General features: G+C 61.4%; 16 protein-coding genes and 1 pseudogene. 12 read left to right on the top strand and 5 right to left on the bottom strand.

Features of this window, described 5'->3' with window-relative positions:
• Positions 1-2 precede the first annotated feature (2 nt).
• Both metG and ACOVRJ_RS14825 read right to left on the bottom strand, forming a co-directional pair.
• The gene (gene metG, locus ACOVRJ_RS14830) at positions 3-2,048 is read right to left on the bottom strand and encodes a methionine--tRNA ligase (protein ID WP_422044610.1); all 2,046 of its coding nucleotides are present in this window, start codon (positions 2,046-2,048) and stop codon (positions 3-5) included.
• Positions 2,049-2,223: 175 nt separating this feature from the next.
• Entirely contained in the window at positions 2,224-2,421 is a 198-nt protein-coding gene (locus ACOVRJ_RS14825; RefSeq protein ID WP_422044609.1) for a hypothetical protein, read from the bottom strand.
• 649 nt (positions 2,422-3,070) lie between these two features.
• On the opposite strand from ACOVRJ_RS14825, the gene minC reads away from it, so the two are divergent.
• The 3 genes from minC to minE all read left to right on the top strand — a co-directional run bounded on the left by minC (position 3,071) and on the right by minE (position 5,119).
• Positions 3,071-3,943, top strand: coding sequence for a septum site-determining protein MinC (gene minC, locus ACOVRJ_RS14820; RefSeq protein WP_422044608.1), 873 nt, complete (start codon positions 3,071-3,073; stop codon positions 3,941-3,943).
• An 83-nt stretch (positions 3,944-4,026) separates the two neighbouring features.
• A complete protein-coding gene (gene minD, locus ACOVRJ_RS14815) occupies positions 4,027-4,842 on the top strand; it encodes a septum site-determining protein MinD (protein ID WP_263539911.1) in 816 nt (271 codons plus the stop codon).
• Between the two features lie 13 nt (positions 4,843-4,855).
• Positions 4,856-5,119: a cell division topological specificity factor MinE gene (gene minE, locus ACOVRJ_RS14810; RefSeq protein ID WP_422044607.1), complete on the top strand. Its 264-nt coding sequence runs from the start codon at positions 4,856-4,858 to the stop codon at positions 5,117-5,119.
• A 70-nt stretch (positions 5,120-5,189) separates the two neighbouring features.
• Here minE and ACOVRJ_RS14805 read toward each other — a convergent pair whose 3' ends face one another.
• Together ACOVRJ_RS14805 and ACOVRJ_RS14800 are read right to left on the bottom strand one after the other, a co-directional pair.
• Positions 5,190-5,465 carry a VF530 family DNA-binding protein gene (locus ACOVRJ_RS14805; RefSeq protein ID WP_422044606.1) on the bottom strand — a complete coding sequence of 92 codons (276 nt, stop codon included), beginning with the start codon at positions 5,463-5,465 and terminating at the stop codon, positions 5,190-5,192.
• Positions 5,462-6,052, bottom strand: coding sequence for a 1-acyl-sn-glycerol-3-phosphate acyltransferase (locus ACOVRJ_RS14800; RefSeq protein WP_422044605.1), 591 nt, complete (start codon positions 6,050-6,052; stop codon positions 5,462-5,464). The genes ACOVRJ_RS14805 and ACOVRJ_RS14800 overlap by 4 nt, the downstream gene beginning before the upstream one ends.
• A 312-nt stretch (positions 6,053-6,364) precedes the next feature.
• Here ACOVRJ_RS14800 and ACOVRJ_RS14795 point away from each other — a divergent pair, with 312 nt between their 5' ends.
• The 4 genes from ACOVRJ_RS14795 (at position 6,365) to ACOVRJ_RS14780 (ending at position 10,857) form a co-directional block, all read left to right on the top strand.
• Positions 6,365-8,092, top strand: a complete 1,728-nt coding sequence (locus ACOVRJ_RS14795; protein WP_422044604.1) for a serine hydrolase domain-containing protein — start codon at positions 6,365-6,367, stop codon at positions 8,090-8,092.
• 169 nt (positions 8,093-8,261) lie between these two features.
• Positions 8,262-8,795, top strand: a complete 534-nt coding sequence (locus tag ACOVRJ_RS14790; protein WP_422044603.1) for a hypothetical protein — start codon at positions 8,262-8,264, stop codon at positions 8,793-8,795.
• A 4-nt stretch (positions 8,796-8,799) separates the two neighbouring features.
• The gene (locus ACOVRJ_RS14785) at positions 8,800-9,720 is read left to right on the top strand and encodes a response regulator (RefSeq protein ID WP_422044602.1); all 921 of its coding nucleotides are present in this window, start codon (positions 8,800-8,802) and stop codon (positions 9,718-9,720) included.
• Positions 9,721-9,732: 12 nt separating this feature from the next.
• Entirely contained in the window at positions 9,733-10,857 is a 1,125-nt protein-coding gene (locus tag ACOVRJ_RS14780; protein WP_422044601.1) for a hypothetical protein, read from the top strand.
• A gap of 56 nt (positions 10,858-10,913) precedes the next feature.
• Here the strand turns inward: ACOVRJ_RS14780 and ACOVRJ_RS14775 are convergent, their stop codons facing one another.
• Positions 10,914-11,201 carry a 2Fe-2S iron-sulfur cluster-binding protein gene (locus tag ACOVRJ_RS14775; protein WP_422044600.1) on the bottom strand — a complete coding sequence of 96 codons (288 nt, stop codon included), beginning with the start codon at positions 11,199-11,201 and terminating at the stop codon, positions 10,914-10,916.
• A 98-nt stretch (positions 11,202-11,299) separates the two neighbouring features.
• Between ACOVRJ_RS14775 and ACOVRJ_RS14770 the strand changes: the two genes are divergently transcribed.
• From ACOVRJ_RS14770 to ACOVRJ_RS14750, 5 genes and pseudogenes are all read left to right on the top strand, one after another.
• Positions 11,300-13,180, top strand: coding sequence for a M3 family metallopeptidase (locus ACOVRJ_RS14770; protein ID WP_422044599.1), 1,881 nt, complete (start codon positions 11,300-11,302; stop codon positions 13,178-13,180).
• Positions 13,181-13,197: 17 nt separating this feature from the next.
• Positions 13,198-13,710: a M48 family metallopeptidase gene (locus ACOVRJ_RS14765; protein ID WP_422044598.1), complete on the top strand. Its 513-nt coding sequence runs from the start codon at positions 13,198-13,200 to the stop codon at positions 13,708-13,710.
• Positions 13,711-13,724: 14 nt separating this feature from the next.
• Positions 13,725-14,651, top strand: a complete 927-nt coding sequence (locus ACOVRJ_RS14760; RefSeq protein ID WP_422044667.1) for a tRNA dihydrouridine synthase — start codon at positions 13,725-13,727, stop codon at positions 14,649-14,651.
• 36 nt (positions 14,652-14,687) lie between these two features.
• Positions 14,688-15,083 (top strand): translation initiation factor Sui1, encoded by a 396-nt coding sequence (locus ACOVRJ_RS14755; protein ID WP_422044597.1) that lies wholly within the window; start codon positions 14,688-14,690, stop codon positions 15,081-15,083.
• A gap of 118 nt (positions 15,084-15,201) precedes the next feature.
• A pseudogene (locus ACOVRJ_RS14750) lies at positions 15,202-15,663 on the top strand (TonB-dependent receptor plug domain-containing protein); the annotation flags it as partial.
• Positions 15,664-16,229 lie beyond the last annotated feature (566 nt).

Raw genomic sequence — 16,229 nt, 5'->3', positions numbered from 1 at the left:
CCTTAGCGCACCCGCATGCCAGGCTGCGCGCCGGGGAAGGGTTCCAGCACAAAGATGCCGGGGTTGGTCTTCTCGTCGGCATGGCTGGCAGCCAGCACCATGCCTTCGCTGATGCCGAACTTCATTTTGCGCGGAGCCAAATTGGCCACCATCACGGTCAGCTTGCCTTCCAACTGCTCGGGCTGATAGGCACTCTTGATGCCGCTGAAGACATTGCGCAAGCGGCCTTCGCCAGCGTCCAGCGTCAGGCGCAGCAGCTTGTCTGAGCCTTCCACATGCTCGGCCTTGACGATTTTGGCGATGCGCAGATCGACCTTGCTGAAGTCATCGATCTTGATCTCGGGCGCGATATCTTCGCCGCCGGGCACGACCTTGGGCGCGGGAGGCGCTTTGAACAGGGCCTCGACCATCTTGGCGTCGACGCGCTGCATCAGATGCTCATACGCGCCGATCTGGTGAGGGCCCATGGCGCGAGCGGCGTCAGCAAACTGCAGCGGCTCCACGCGCAAGAAGGTCTCGACCTTGGCGGCCAGCGCGGGCAGCACCGGTTTCAGGTAAATGGTCAGCAGACGGAAGGCCTCGATGCAGACGCTGCACACATCGTGCAACACCGCTTCCATGCCTTCTTTCTTGGCCAGCTCCCAAGGCTTGTTCTGGTCCACATATTCGTTGACCTTGTCCGCCAACAGCATGGTCTCGCGCAAGGCTTTGCCGAACTCGCGTTCTTCGTACAACTCGGCAATCACATCGGCCTGGGCGCGCAGCGCGTCTAGCAGGCTGCGGCCTTCCACACCCAGGTCACCAGACAGATGGCCGTCAAAGCGCTTGCTCAAAAAGCCTGCGGCACGGGACGCGATATTGATGTATTTGCCGACCAAATCGCTGTTGATGCGGGCGACAAAGTCTTCGGGATTGAAGTCAATGTCTTCCACCTTGGCATTGAGCTTGGCGGCGATGTAGTAACGCAGCCATTCAGCGTTCAGCCCCAGGCCCAGGTACTTCATCGGGTCGAGGCCGGTGCCGCGGCTCTTACTCATCTTCTCGCCGTTGTTGACGGTCATGAAGCCGTGCACGAACACATGGTCGGGCGTCTTGCGGCCGCTGAAGTGCAGCATGGCCGGCCAGAACAGGGTGTGGAAATAGGTGATGTCCTTGCCGATGAAATGCACCTGCTCGACCGACTCGTCGGCAAAGAAGGCGTCAAAGTCGCGGCCGGTCTTGCTGAAGTAGTTTTTCAGCGAAGCGAGGTAGCCAATCGGCGCGTCCAGCCAGACGTAGAAGTACTTGCCCGGTGCATCGGGGATCTCGATGCCGAAGTAGGGCGCATCGCGGCTGATGTCCCAGTCGCCCAGGCCGCCATTGCCTTCTTCGTCCTTGGCAAACCATTCCTTGATCTTGTTGAAGACCTCGGGTTGCAAGCGGCCGGGGGTCTGCGTCCATTCTTCGAGGAAGGCGATGCAGCGCGGGTCGCTGAGTTTGAAGAAGTAATGCTCCGAGCTCTTCATCACTGGCGTGGCGCCGGTCAAGACGGAGAAGGGGTTCTTCAGATCGGTGGGCGTGTAGACCGCGCCGCAGACCTCGCAAGAGTCGCCATATTGATCTTTGGCGCCGCACTTGGGGCATTCGCCCTTGATGAAGCGGTCCGGCAAGAACATGGCCTTTTCGGGGTCAAAGAACTGCTCGATGGTCTTCACATCGATCAGCTCATTGCTGCGCAGGGCGCGGTAAACGTCCTGGCTCAGTTCGTGGTTCTCGGGGCCGTCGGTGGAGTGCCAGTTGTCGAAGCTGATGTGAAAGCCATCGAGATAGGACTTGCGACCGGCGGCAATATTGGCCACGAATTGCTGCGGCGTGATGCCGGCTTTTTCGGCGGCGATCATGATGGGCGCGCCGTGGGCGTCATCCGCGCAAACAAAGTGCACCTCTTGGCCGCGCATACGCTGGAAGCGAACCCAGACATCGGCCTGGGTGTATTCCATGATGTGGCCAATGTGGAAGTTGGCGTTGGCGTAGGGCAGTGCGGTGGTGACGAAGAGCTTGCGGGTCATGATGTTCTTTGGGGGCCTGGCAGCAGCGCCGAGCAGCCCGGCATTTTAGGGGCAGCACCCGCAGCCGGCTTATTGTGGCCGGCAGATGCGGCCGGCAAATGCGGATGCGGCAGGCGGGGCGGGCTCGCCGAATGCGGTCAAGGGATCGCGATCAGGCGATCGGTCAATCAGTCGATCAAGGGGCAGCGGGCGGTGTGCCATCGGCAGCGGGCGCATCATCAGCGTTCGCACCGGCTTCGCCGTTGTTACCTTCGTCTCCCGCTTGAGCGTCGCCATCCCCCTTGTTGGCCTTGCGCATGCGCTTTTCTTCGGTCTTGCGCTTCTTGGCCAATTCACGCTGGCGTTTTTCGTATGAGTAGTTGGGTGTTGCCAAGGACGTGCTCCTGCTGGGGGTCCGCGGTGCGCGGATTTGCCTTCACTGTAACCGCTGCGGCGCTCGGCGCCTTGTTTTGCTGTTGTGCGCCCGCGCCTTAGGTGCTCAATCAACTTAGCGCCGAATGCTCTATTTCGATTGAGGCATCTGCGCTAAGTTGCTGATTTGAAATGCCTTCAAAGCCTATCCACCTTTCCTGTGGATAACTTTGTGGGTAAGCCCTGGTGGGCGTCGCTAAACCCTTGAAATTCGGCGCTTGAGCTTGGCTTGCCTCATTTCGATGCAGTTTCTTGCGCGCTATATGAATCAACAACTTAGCGTCGATGTCGAGGGGCAAGCCGGGTGCCGGGGTGATTTGTCATGCGGGATGGGTGTGAACGGCGAAATGGGGATAAGTCAAGGGGCTGGAGGAATATGTCACAAAAAAGAACGAGATTTGCGGGATTGAATCGACTGCTTTTTCCACATTGGCTGTGGATATCCGTGTGGGCGGCGCTGGCAAAGGCGGGCTAAGTGCTTGATGGCACTGGTTCTTTACTGGACTGCTCAAAAGACAGGCAGTCAGAGTTGTCGGGCTTGGGGGCAATGCCTAGCAGGGCTTTCAAATGGCACGGCTAAAATCGCGCCCTTTGCACAAGAACAGCAAGCAATGGCTCAGGCACAAAATGGGAGGGCGGCACAGAAGTTCGCCGAAGTATTCGAGTTGAAGAGCGCGACCTTGAGTCTGCTCTCCTTGGTGCTGCGGTCGGCCGATCTGTCCTTGCTGGAGTCGGCGCTGCAGGAGCGACTGGGCGATACGCCCGATGTGTTCAACCATGATCCCTTGTTGATTGACCTCAGCCATCTGGTCCGTGCCGAGGCGCAGCCCGATCAAGACGCGCCGGCCCAACTGAGCTTGGACGATCAAGCGCAGCCGGTCGATCTTGATCTGGCTCCCGTGGTCGCGCTACTGAGGCAGTACCGCATGCAGCCGGTGGCGGTGCTGGGGGCCACGGCCGCTGAGTTGGCGCAGGCGCTCGCTCTTGGCTTGGCCGAGTCCCCCGAGCCGGATGCGCCTGTGGCCTCACGCAAAGAGTTTTCTTCATCAGCGGCTGATGTGCCGGCGCAAGCGGGCAGCGTCAAGGAGGTCGTGGTTGAAGTGGTTCGCGAGGTGATCCGTGAAGTGCCCGTGCCGGCTGAAGGTTCGGCGCGTACCTTGATCATCGACAAGCCTTTGCGCTCGGGCCAACAGGTCTACGCCAAGGGCGGCGACTTGGTGGTTCTGGCCCTGGTCAACCATGGTGCTGAAGTGATTGCCGACGGCAGTATTCATGTCTACGCACCGCTGCGTGGCAAGGCGATTGCAGGCGCCAAGGGCAATACCGAGGCGCGCATTTTTGCCACCTGCATGGAGGCCGAGTTGATCGCGATTGCTGGCACTTACCGCACCACCGAAAACCCGCTGCCAGAGACCGTGCTGGGCAAACCGGCGCAGATCCGCTTGGAAGGCGAAAAGCTGGTGATGGAAGCGCTGAACTTTTGAATTTGAATGACGTGTTGAATCGTGGGTTGGCTGCATTTGATGCATCGGCCCGTTTGAAAAAATAGTTTGAAAGGCTTGATTCGATGACCAAGATCGTCGTGGTGACCTCCGGCAAGGGCGGCGTGGGCAAGACCACCACCAGCGCCAGCTTTGCAACCGGCCTGGCTCTGCGCGGGCACAAGACCTGCGTGATCGACTTTGACGTGGGCCTGCGCAACCTCGACCTGATCATGGGTTGCGAGCGTCGCGTGGTGTATGACCTGATCAATGTGATCAACGACGAAGCCAAGCTCAGCCAGGCCCTGATCAAGGACAAACAGCTCGACAAGCTGTTCGTGCTGGCCGCCTCACAGACGCGCGACAAGGATGCGCTCTCGGTCGAGGGTGTGGAGCGCGTGCTGGAAGAACTCAAGGCCATGGACTTCGAGTTCATCGTCTGCGACTCGCCCGCCGGCATCGAAACCGGTGCCTTGATGGCCATGCACTTCGCCGACGAAGCCATCGTGGTGACCAACCCCGAAGTCTCTTCGGTGCGCGACTCTGATCGCATCTTGGGCATGCTCAATAGCAAGACCAAGCGTGCCATCGAGGGCAAAGAGCCGATCAAGGAACATCTCTTGATCACCCGCTACAACCCGAACCGGGTTGAGGGTGGCCATATGCTGTCGCTGGAAGACATCCACGAAATCCTGCGCACGCCGCTGATCGGTGTGATTCCGGAGTCGGAAGTGGTGTTGCAAGCCTCCAACCAGGGCTCGCCGGCGATTCATATGCAGGGTACCGATGTGTCGGAAGCCTACAAGGACGTGATCCGCCGCTTCCTGGGTGAAGAGCGCCCGATGCGTTTCATCGAAGCCATCAAGCCCAGCCTGTTCAAGCGCCTGTTCGGCGGCAAGTGAGGAGGGTGCTTCCATGGGATTTTTGAGTTATTTTCTCGGCGAGAAAAAGAGCACGGCCAGCGTGGCCAAAGAGCGCCTTCAGCTGATCTTGGCGCATGAGCGCAATGGCCGCGCGCCCAAGGCCGACTGGCTGCCGCAGCTGAAAAACGAGCTGCTGGTGGTGATCTCCAAGTACATGGACATCGACCCCAAGGACATCAATGTCGACATCCAGCATGTGGGCGATATGGATGTGCTGGAGCTGAAGATCGAAATGCCGGAACCCAAACCGCGCTGATTCGGTTCTGCTACCCATAAAAAACGCGACCCTCGGGTCGCGTTTTGCTTTTTCTCGCAGCCTTTTCGGATCAGGGGCGCGCCTGGCGTTGCTGCTCCCGCAGCATGAAGAGGTAAAGGCTCTCCACCTTGGCGCGTGCCCAAGGCGTTTTGCGCAGAAACTTCAGGCTCGAGGCAATGCTGGGATCGATGACAAAGCAGCGAATTTCGATCTGATGCCCCAACTCTTCCCAGCCGAAGTAGTCCACCAAGGCGGTGACGATGGCTTCCAGCGTTAGGCCGTGCAGCGGGTCTTTCGATTTGAAAGGCTTGGCAGCGGAGTCGCTGGTGTTCGAAGTTTCACTCATTGGTGGTCAAACTGCTGCCAGTTCTTGCCTTTGAACTGCGCGTAGTAGGCCTTGATCTTGACCATATCGGCTTCGATATCTCCACTGGGGATGAACTCCGGCCCGAGGCCGCTGAGCTTGCGCTCGTAGTCCATATACGCCATCACGATGGGCACCTTGGCGGTGTGGGCGATCCAGTAAAAGCCAGTCTTCCAATAGCGCGTTTTGCTGCGCGTGCCCTCGGGCGGAACGATCAACTGCACCGCGCCGTCCGCCGCCACCAGGGCGGCTGCAGACGCGGCCACCAAGTTGGTGGATTGGCCGCGGTTCACCGAGATGCCGCCCAGCCAGCGCATGATGCCGCCGAAAGGGAAGCGGAAGATTTGGCTCTTGCCCATCCAATACGGTGTCAGCCGCAAAGAGAAGGCCACCATCAAGGTGTAGGGCAGGTCCCAGTTGCTGGTGTGGGGTGCGGCGATCAACACGCATTTGTGCTGTTGGGCGGGCAGATTGCCTTCGATGGTCCAGCCCTTCCATTTGAGGAAGGCGACGGAGCCGGCGCGCAGCAAGGTGTTGACGACGGGCGTGGTGAAGATGGTGCGGTGCATGAAGCAAAGGGCGCCGGGGAGGCGCAGACCGTTGAGAGAGGAGGGCTGAGCGATGAGTTGCCGATATTGGGGAGGGATTATCCCGCCGCAGGCAGGCGCTGGCTCAGGCGCCTGCCTATTTTTTGGGCAAATCAGCAAAGAATGAGTGATTTCAAGGACTTGGCGTCTGCATGCGCAGGCTGTACACGGACTTGTCCACAGGCGCTGTGGACGCAGTTGATGCCAGCCGATTGGCATTTCGTCGTGCGTTGCGTTTGCAACACCGATGGCTTCACTACAGTCGCGCCATCCCAATTTCTCTGAGCTGCCCCTATGCTGAGTGCGTCTTCCAAAATCAAGTTTCGCGCCGCCCCCGGTGCATCAGCCGCCGTGCTGGCTGCCATCGCTGGACTGGGCTTTGCGCTGTGTGTGCCTCATCAGGCTCTTGCCGGCCCCTTGCCCGCTGCAGCTGAAGTGGCCGCCTACGCCGAACGACTGATGGACGAGCAAAAGCTGGGCCGCGAGGGCCCGGGTGTGGCCTTGCTGGTGGCGCGCGGCGATCAGCTGCTTTACAAAGGCGCGCGCGGCATGGCCAGCATCGAGCTGGGCGTGCCCTTATCGGCCGAACAGTCGTTCCGCATCGGCTCGGTGACCAAGCAGTTCGGCGCCGCGGCCTTGCTCAAGCTGGTCGACGAGGGCCGAGCCAAGCTGGAAGATCCTTTGTCCAAGTACCTGCCCAGTTATCCGGGCGGCGACAAGATCACCCTGGCGCAACTGCTCAACCACAGCTCGGGCATCAAGAGCTATACCGGCATCCCCGGCTATATGCACAACCCCATCCGACGCGAGCTGAGCACCGAGCAATTGGTGGCCGAGTTCAAGGATCAGCCGTTTGACTTTGCGCCAGGTCAGAGCTGGGCTTACAACAATTCGGGCTATGTCTTGGTCGGCGCAGTGGTTGAGGCCATCAGCGGCAAGCCATGGCATCAGTACATCGACGAAGCCTTGCTGCGTCCGCAGAGAATCAGCTCGGTTCGCTACCCCGGCGAGAACGCCTTGATCAAGGGCATGGTGCAGGGCTATAGCGGCGATGCCGCTTCAGGCTATACCGTGGCGGGCTTGCTCAGCATGACCCAGCCGCACGCGGCCGGCGCCTTGGTGTCGGATCTGGAAGGGTTGTGGCGCTGGAACCAGGCCTTGCATGGCGGCAAGCTGATCTCCGCCGAGTCCTACAAACGCATGACGACGCCGGAAGGCACTGCGATCAAGTCGCCGATGCGTTACGGCTTCGGCCTGGGCGTGGACAGCTTGCGGGGTCAGGCCATGCTGCAGCATGGCGGCGGTATCCATGGCTTTGTCAGCACCTTGAACTACCTGCCGTCCAGCAAGACCACGGTGGTGGCGCTTCGCAATAGCGATGGTCCGGGCTTGGCCATGGACTTGTTGGTGCGCAAGCTCGGTGCCTTTGCGATCGGCGAGGCCTACCCTGAGCCCAAGCCAGTGCAAGTCAGTGCGGCCGAGTTGAGCGCTGCCGAAGGGGTGTACAGCCTGGACGCCAAGACCAGCCGGACCTTGCGGGTCCAAGGTGGTGTGTTGACCAGCACCCGCAGCGGCGGACGACCCATCAATTTGATCCCGCTGGGCCAGGACCAGTTCGCCTTTGAGAACAGCGTGGCGCGTTTGAAGATCGAACGCGGCGCCGATGGCAAGGCCAGCGGCCTGCGCTTTTTCAACGACGGTGATGGCGCCGGCGAAGCCTGGGCTCGCAGCGCAGACTTGCCTGCAGCCCAAGCCAGCGTCAGCCTGACGCCCGAGCAGCAGCAAGCCCTGCTGGGGGATTACGCTTCGTCGCAGTTGCAGGTGAAGATTTTTCTGGGCCCGCAAGGCCAGTTGATGGGCCAGGTTCCAGGGCAGTCGGCCATGGAGTTGAAGGCCAGCGGCCCGCGTATCCTGATGGTTCAGGGCGTGGACGCCAAGCTGGAGTTCTCGGCGGAAGCTGCTGCGGCGCAAGAAGTTACCTTGCTGCAAGGGCCAGCGCGCATCACGATGAAGCGGCGCTGAATCGGCGATGAAGCGGGCTTGTGACCCCGCTACCCGTACGCTGCAGAGCCCCTCATCGAGGGGCTTTTTTCATTGAGCCGAGCGAGAAGTCCTGCATACCCCGTGCAGCTTGAGGCATAGGCTTGTCTCGTTTTGATGCAAACTCAGGACATCGTCACGGAGGGTTTGCGTGCAAGCTGGGGCCGTTCAGTCCAAGTTGAGTGAGGTATGGGCCAGCCTAACAGGGCAATCTTGTGCCTTTGCCTCATCGAGCAGCCTGCCCCTGCTGCAGGAGGACGATGCCTGTTTTTCCCTGCCCATCACCGACGGCGTGACGGGTTACACCAATCACAACCGAGCCCTGGTCCTGCTGCAGATGGGGCGGGCAGATGCGCTGGCCTTGGCCGCGGCCATGTTTGGCCTGCCTGCGGCTGAACTGCAGCCGGCCGATCTGCAAGACGCGGGCATGGAGCTGTGCAATATCTTGAGCGCCTGTTTGCTGGAGTGCCTGGGTGATACCAGTCTGTCGCACCTGGGCTTGCCCGAGGCGCAAGCCCATGAGGCCTGGCGGCAGCTCAGCCAAAGCGCGCCAGCCTTGGCGCTTTATGTATCCGACGACCCAGCCCAGCGCTTGGCCGTGATGATGATTGAAATCTCTACCGTTGCGGGCGAAGCAGGGCTCAACCCTCTGCCGCAGCCTGACGGTCTTTCTAGCGAGCACTGAAATGATGCAAACAGCCACACCCACCCCCCTGCGTGTTCTGATTGTGGATGACAGTCGAGCCATCCAGGCCATCATTCAACGCGTCTTGCAATCGGCGTCGCTGGGGCCTTTGAGCATCGAGCTGGCCATGGACGGCGAGCAGGCCCTGCGTTTGGTGAACTCCTTCCAGCCCGACTTGGTGATCTCCGACTGGCATATGCCCAAGGTCGGCGGCTTGGAGATGTTGCAAACGCTGCGTCAGATTGGCTTGCACGACGTCAAGGTCGGTTTTGTCACCACCGAGACCGCGCCCCGTCATCTGGATCAAGCGCGAAGCAATGGCGCTTTGTTCGTCATCAACAAACCCTTCAAGGACGAAGACTTGTTGCGCGAGGTGCAGGCTGCTTTGGCCCAGCGGGTGGCGGAGTTGGCGGCGCCCGCCAAGCCGGCAGGCGGGCAAGCGCCCGCGATTGAATCGGTCGATGCCTTGAATCAGCTGATCAAGAGCTTGTTGCGCGACATTCCCTTCCGCTTGATCCCTGCGCCCGGGCAAAAGCTGGCCGACTTGAAACTGCCCCACAACCTGGCCATGTATCTGGCCGAGGGGCAAAAAACGCCTCACGCCTTGGCCGCGCTGGATGCCAATTGCTGTTGCATTCTGGGCGGTGGCGGGGCCCAGTTGCAGCCCATGCCGGTGCGTGCCGCCATGCAAACCGGGGCGCCCACGGCGGAGATGATGAAGTTTGCCGATCAGTTCATGCGCAGCGCCGCTGGGCTTTTGAGCAAGGACGCAGCGACGCCAGAGGTTGGCCTGAAGGTGGTCAACCTGATGCCCAAGCCTTTTGAAAAGCTGGATACCTTGATGGGGCGAGGCCTGGCGCGCAGCGACTACCGTCTTTCGGTGCCGGGTTACGGCGAAGGCCGCTTTGTGTTTGTGCGGGTTTGAGGGGCGCTCCTCATGGAACTCAATGTCGAAGGCTTGGCCGCGGTCTCGCTATTCCTGGCCAATGTGGTTGTGATCATTGTGGTGATCGGCACCTACTGGCGCATGACGCGCTACGAGGAGAGCAATCACATCCACATCGTCAATGCTTTGCGCGAGTCACGCGAAGCCGGGCGGGAGATGAAGATCGCCTCCAGAGAGTTGCTGCGCGCTGCCGAGCGAGGTGGCGCGGGAGGCCCCGGCTTGGGCCTCGCTGGCGATCATCAGCTTTCAGCCTCTGATTTGCGCGCCATTGCCGAGCTGCCGCAGCTGGTGCGGCAGCTGCTGGGGGCTTATGGCTCGGATCATGAGTCGATGCCAGGCGCGGAGTCAGGCGGTGCTGACGACGGGGTTGAGCCCATGCGCTGGCCGGAACGCGCCCAAGAGATGGATCAGGAGCAATTGGAGTCGCTCAAGCAGAGCCATCGCAAAGAGGTCGAGCGCATCTTGGCGCAGCGCCGACGTGTGCAGATGGAATTGAGCCATGCGCGAGAGCGCCTGGAGGAAAGCAGTCGGCTCTTGAACAACTTCCGGGCCCGTGCCACCCAGAGTTTGTCGGACAAGGCGGATTTGAATGCAGCGCGCCAACGAGCCGAACGTGCGGAGCGCACGGCCGCCCGGCTGCAGCGAGAGTTGGAGGAGGCGGCGCTCAATCCGCAGGCCATGACCGGATCGCCCGGCAAACCTGCGGCCGCCGACCCAGCAGCCTTGAAGAAGTTGGAGAAAGAAGCCCAGGCGCAGCGCGAACAACTGGCCGATGCGGCGCGCACCATCGAAAAGCTGCGGCGCGATTTGGAGGTCTTGTCGGCCGACCCACCGCAGCATGACGAGCCCAGCCCTTCAGACAATGAATCGGCACGCCACAAGCTCGAGAAAGAGATCGAGAAGCTCAACGGTCGGGTGGAGGAACTGGAAGACTCTTTGCGTCGCAATCTGGTGGAAAAGAACTTCATCGAAGAGCACTACCTGAAGGAGTCGCAAAAGCAGCGCGAGGCCGAAGCGCTGTTGGCCATGCCAGCGCCGGTTCAGCCAGCAGAGGCCCCACAAAGCCAAGAAGAGAAGGACCCGCGCGACGACGCCTCGGCGCGCCCAGCACCCTGAGGCTCGTACCTTGAGACTCGCTTTGAATCAGGCGCAGGTTTTGGCCTGATGGGCCCTCAAGCCGCAAAGTCCGGCCGCCTCAAGCGCAGATCACTGCAGGCCTGGGCTACGCAAGGCAGGATCCAGCCTTCGGCCTTTTCCTCGGCGCTCAAACCCGGCCACTCGATCAAATAGCGGATCTCGCCTTCGAGCAAATGGCAGCGGCAGGCACGGCACGTGCCGTTGCGGCAGGAACTGAGCAGCCCCACGCCGGCTTGCAAGGCGGCCTTCAAGATGGTTTGGTCGGCAAAGGCCTCAAAGGGGGCTTCTTCGCCTTCAATGGCAATGCGCCAGCGTGCTTTCATGCCGCCATGATGCCTTCAATCTTGACCTTGCCGCGGCGCTGCTGGGCGCTAGACGCTATGCTGTCGGCCCTCGCCGACTCCACAAGAGCCCAGATCCCATGCCTGCCATCACGCAACCAGCGCGCGCTTTTTTCGATCAGCTGAACGACACGTACAACGCCGTCCACAAGCGCAAAGAAGACCTGTTTTGGTCCACCTATATGGCCACCAGTGACGACCATGCGGGCTTTGCAGCGGCCGAAGGGCAATACAAGGCCTTTATTTCTGACCCCCTCAAGCTGAGCGAGACGCGCCAGCATCTGCAGCGCCTGCAAGCCTTGCCCGCCGCCGAGCAAGACGCCGGCTTGGTGCATGGTTTGAAGGGTTGGCTGGCGCTGTTTGAGGCCAATATCATCGACAACGATGAAGGCCGCGCCTTGATGGCGCAGATCATCGAGGCCGAGGCGGCGCTGTTCGCCAAGAAGCGCGACTTGCAGCCCACCCACATCAACGAGCAAGGCGAGACCGAGGTGGCCACGCTGAGCATGCTGGCCACCAACCAGGCCACCAATCCGCTGGAGGAACGCCGCCGCAGCTCCTTCGCGGGCTTTCAATCCATCGAACACTGGGTCTTGGCGAATGGCTTCTTGGACCTGGTCAAGCTGCGCAATCGCTTTGCGCGGGCGCTTGGTTTTGACAACTACTTCGAGCTGAAGCTGCGCAAGAACGAGCGCATGACGCCGGCCCAGCTGAAGGGCATCTTGGACGACTTTGTGGCCCGTACCGACGAGGCCCACGCGCGCACGCTGGCCGACCTGAAGGCGCAGCACGGCGAGGCGGCGCTGCAGCCCTGGAACCTGCGCTTCTTCTCCAGCGGCGACGTGGTACGGCGCATGGACGAATACATGCCTTTTGGCCCGGCCTTGCGCCGCTGGGTCGAGTCCTTCCGGCGCCTGGGCATCCAGTACCGTGGGGCCACCATGCAGCTCGATCTGTTGGAGCGTAAGGGCAAGTATCAAAACGGTTTTTGCCACGGCCCCATCCCCAGCTATGTGAACGCGAAGGGCGAGTGGGTGCCAGGCCAGATCAACTTCACCGCCGAGGCCAAGCCCGATCAGGTGGGCAGCGGCTTACGTGCCATCAACACCCTGTTCCACGAAGGCGGCCATGCGGCTCACTTCGCCAATGTGGCGCAGAACTCGCCCTGCTTTTCGCAGGAATTTGCGCCGACCTCGATGGCTTACGCCGAGACGCAGTCGATGTTCTGCGACAGCCTGTTGGGCGATGCCGACTGGCTCAAGCGTTATGCCAAGAACGCCGCAGGCGAGGCCATCCCCGATCAACTGATCCACGACCGCATCGCCAGCAGCCAGCCGATGCGCGCCTTTGATGAGCGCTCCATCGCTGTGGTGCCTTACTTTGAGGCGGCGCTTTACGAGATGCGCGATGAGGACTTGACGGCCGAGTCGGTGCTGGCACTGGCCCGCGCGACCGAGCTGCGGGTGCTGGGCATGGCCAGCCCACGGCCGATGTTGGCGATTCCGCATCTGCTGAACCAGGAATCAGCCGCTTCGTATCAGGGCTATCTGCTGGCCCATATGGCGGTCTATCAAACCCGCGCCTATTTTTTGCGTGAATATGGCTATCTGACCGACAACGTCGCCATCGGCCCGCAACTGGCCCAGCATTACTGGGTGCCGGGCAACAGCATCGATCACGACGCCACACTGCGCAGCCTGACCGGCGAGGGCTTCTCGGCCCGCTACCTGGCCGAGGCCTGCAACCAGTCGGTGGACGACTGCTGGCGTGACGCGCAGGCCAAGCTGGCCGCCGCGGCCACACGCGTCTATCCGAGCGAGGTGCCGGCCGCGCTGGACGCGCAGATCCGCGTCGTCCATGGCGATGAGGTTCTGGCCGACAGCAGCGAGGGCGAGGCCGCGATGTGCAGCCGTTTCGAAGCTTGGGTCAAAGCGAATTTCCCCCAGCCTGTGGTGGCTTGAATCGCGAAGTCTTGCTTGTGAAATCTCTGAAGTACCTGGCGGGCTACCCGGCCGAAACCTTGCTGCAGGTGCAGCAACTGATTGCCGAGGGCCCCGAGCGTTTGGGGCAATTGCTCGCACGCCGCTATCCGCTTGGCCATGAGGTTCGCAGCGACAAGGCCTTGTTCGACTACACCCAGGACTTGAAGCAGCGCTATTTGCGCAATGCCGAGCCGCTTTCCAAGGTCTGCTTCGACGCCAAGCTCAAGATCATTCAGCACGCCTTGGGCACGCACACCCGCGCCGCGCGGGTGCAGGGCAGCAAGCTCAAGACCAAGCGTGAGATCCGCGTCGCCACGCTGTTCAAGGAGGCGCCGGCCGAGTTCTTGAAAATGATCGTGGTGCACGAGTTGGCGCACCTGAAGGAACTCGATCACAACAAGGCCTTTTATCAACTCTGCCAGCATATGGAGCCGAGCTATGGGCAGCTGGAGTTTGATCTGCGCCTCTACCTGACGTACCTGGACTTGCTCGCGGAGGTGCAAGCGTGATCCTCTTGGCCCCAATGGAGGGCTTGCTGGACCATATGTTGCGCGATGTGCTGACCCGTGTCGGCGGCATTGATCGCTGTGTGTCTGAGTTCATTCGCGTTACTGATCGGCTGATGCCGAATCGCGTCTTCACCCGCATCGTGCCGGAGTTGCTGCATGGCGGCCTGACGCCGGCCGGCGTGCCGGTGCGCGCGCAGCTGCTCGGTGCCGACCCGGTCTGCATGGCCGAGAACGCGGCCAAGTTGGCGGCCATGCGGCCGGCCGGCATTGACCTGAACTTTGGCTGCCCGGCCAAATGCGTCAATCAGCATCGCGGTGGCGCGGTCCTGCTGGACGAGCCAGAGCTGATTGCGCAAATCGTCGCTGCGGTGCGCCGCGCGGTGCCACGGGACATGCCGGTCTCGGCCAAGATGCGCCTGGGCTATATGGATGACTCGCGCACCTTGGAATGTGCGCACGCCATGGTGGATGCGGGCGCCGAGGAACTGGTGGTGCACGCCCGCACCAAGGCCGATGGCTACAAGCCGCCGGCCTATTGGGACCGCATTGCCGCGGTGCGCGAAAGCGTGGCGGTGCCGGTGGTGGCCAATGGCGAGGTGTGGACGGCGTTGGATGCCGAGAACTGCCTGGCGCAAAGCGGCTGCAGCGCCCTGATGCTGGGGCGCGGCATGGTGGCCGACCCGGGGCTGGCGCTGGCGATTCGATCGGCCGGTGGCGAGGGTGTCGAGCCCCTCAGCTGGGGTCAGGTCTTGCCCTTGCTGCGCGACTTCTGGGCCTTGGTGCATGCCAATGTCGAAACCAAGCACCAGTCCGGCCGTCTGAAACAATGGCTGAACTATCTGCGTCGCCGCTACCCGGAGGCGCAAGAGGCTTATATGCGGGTGCGCACCATCAATTCCCCGCTGGAACTGCATCAGCAGCTGTTTGGCTGCGCCGCTTAAGACGCTTCGAGACGCTTCAGGACGCTTGAAACCACGATGAGCTCAAACAACAAGAAAACTGCCTCCGGCTTGGCGGGCCTCGGGGCCCTGACCGGCTTGGTCTATTCCACCGACAGCGGCCGTACCTGCCCGGACTGCCGCCAAGCCAAGGCCGACTGTCGCTGCGGCCGACCGGTGCTGCCCAAGGGAGACGGCATCGTGCGCGTCTCGCGCGAGACCAAAGGCCGCGCCGGCAAGGGCGTCACCCTGGTCAAGGGCGTGCCCTTGGATGAAGCCGGCTTGGTTGCCTTGGGCAAAGAACTCAAAGCCGCTTGCGGCTCCGGCGGCACGGTCAAGGACGGCGTCATTGAGGTGCAAGGGGATCACCGCGAGCGGGTGATTGAGTTGCTGAAGAAAAAGGGCAGCTGGACCGTCAAACAAGCGGGCGGCTGAGACCGCGGTATTTATCGCCCGGACGGGTCTTGCTGTAATAGACTGAAAAGCAGGGAGTGGACTAAAAAATAGCGTACGTGCCGCGCAGATCGGCCGAATCACGTTGTTGGGGTGGTCCATGAAATGCACGCAACTGGCTCGATCAGCAGCCCTCTCTGGGCTGGCCCTTTGGTGTACGGGGCCGGCTCTGGCCGCCTCATTGCTTGACCTGGATATTGACGCGTTGTCGCAGCTGGAGGTGCGCAGTGCGACGGGCTTCAAGATGCCGGCTCGCGAGGCGCCGGCCGTGGTGGCGATCGTGACCGCCGCTCAGATTGAAGCGATCGGTGCTCGCACGCTGGAAGAGGCCTTGCAGGGCGTGGCCGGCCTGCATATCTCGCCCAAGACCCGGCAGCCTTTGTTTGTCATTCGGGGCATGTACACCTACGACAACCCGCAGGTGCTGGTGACCCTGAACGATGTGCCAATCAATCAACTGTTCACTGGCTCATTTGGTGCCGGGGTTCGGCTGCCTTTGGCTGGCGTTGACAGGATCGAAGTGGTGCGGGGTCCAGGATCGGCGGTGTTTGGTGCCGATGCTTTTGCCGGTGTGATCAATATCGTGACCCGAGATCCCCTGCACGAGGCCGAGACAGCTGCAGGCATGTATCTGGGGGCTTTTGGCTCGGGTGGTCTGTGGGCGCGCAAGACCAGCAAGGTCGCGGACTGGGGCCTGATGCTGTCGGCTGAAACTCAGCGCAGCGAGGGTGATCGAAACCGGCGTATTCCTTCCGACCAGCAAACCGTGTTTGACGGTTTGTTTGGCAGCAAGGCCACCCTGGCGCCGGGGGCCTTGGACACCCAGTACCGCTTGAGCAATCTGCATGCCGAATTTGCCAAGTCAGACCTGCAACTGCGCTTGTGGCATTACCGCGCCGATCGCATGGGCAATGCTTGGGGCATCGCGGGTGCCTTGGACCCCACTTCGGTGTCTGCGGCGCGCCAGTCCTTGGCTGAAGTGCGGTGGCAGCTGCCCATTCAACATGACAGCATTCGTTCGGCGGTCCGGGCCTCCTGGATGCAGCATTGGTTTGATGCGAGCTATCGTGTCTTTCCCGCCGGTGCGATCTTGCCGGTGAACGAGGCGGGCGTTTTGTTCGGGCCGGG

The sequence above is a fragment of the Roseateles sp. genome, from assembly GCF_049240545.1.
In the GTDB taxonomy this organism is placed as follows: Bacteria; Pseudomonadota; Gammaproteobacteria; order Burkholderiales; family Burkholderiaceae_C; genus Paucibacter_A.
The sequence above is the reverse complement of the archived record's forward strand: the minus strand, read 5'-3'. Positions and strand labels throughout refer to the sequence as shown.

Coding starts and splice junctions, on each gene's coding strand:
- ACOVRJ_RS14805 (WP_422044606.1), bottom strand. CDS start 5,465: ATGAGTGAAACTTCGAACACCAGCGACTCCGCTGCCAAGCCTTTCAAA.
- ACOVRJ_RS14800 (WP_422044605.1), bottom strand. CDS start 6,052: ATGCACCGCACCATCTTCACCACGCCCGTCGTCAACACCTTGCTGCGC.
- minE (WP_422044607.1), top strand. CDS start 4,856: ATGGGATTTTTGAGTTATTTTCTCGGCGAGAAAAAGAGCACGGCCAGC.
- minC (WP_422044608.1), top strand. CDS start 3,071: ATGGCTCAGGCACAAAATGGGAGGGCGGCACAGAAGTTCGCCGAAGTA.
- ACOVRJ_RS14770 (WP_422044599.1), top strand. CDS start 11,300: ATGCCTGCCATCACGCAACCAGCGCGCGCTTTTTTCGATCAGCTGAAC.
- ACOVRJ_RS14795 (WP_422044604.1), top strand. CDS start 6,365: ATGCTGAGTGCGTCTTCCAAAATCAAGTTTCGCGCCGCCCCCGGTGCA.
- ACOVRJ_RS14780 (WP_422044601.1), top strand. CDS start 9,733: ATGGAACTCAATGTCGAAGGCTTGGCCGCGGTCTCGCTATTCCTGGCC.
- metG (WP_422044610.1), bottom strand. CDS start 2,048: ATGACCCGCAAGCTCTTCGTCACCACCGCACTGCCCTACGCCAACGCC.
- ACOVRJ_RS14785 (WP_422044602.1), top strand. CDS start 8,800: ATGCAAACAGCCACACCCACCCCCCTGCGTGTTCTGATTGTGGATGAC.
- ACOVRJ_RS14755 (WP_422044597.1), top strand. CDS start 14,688: ATGAGCTCAAACAACAAGAAAACTGCCTCCGGCTTGGCGGGCCTCGGG.
- ACOVRJ_RS14775 (WP_422044600.1), bottom strand. CDS start 11,201: ATGAAAGCACGCTGGCGCATTGCCATTGAAGGCGAAGAAGCCCCCTTT.
- minD (WP_263539911.1), top strand. CDS start 4,027: ATGACCAAGATCGTCGTGGTGACCTCCGGCAAGGGCGGCGTGGGCAAG.
- ACOVRJ_RS14760 (WP_422044667.1), top strand. CDS start 13,725: ATGGAGGGCTTGCTGGACCATATGTTGCGCGATGTGCTGACCCGTGTC.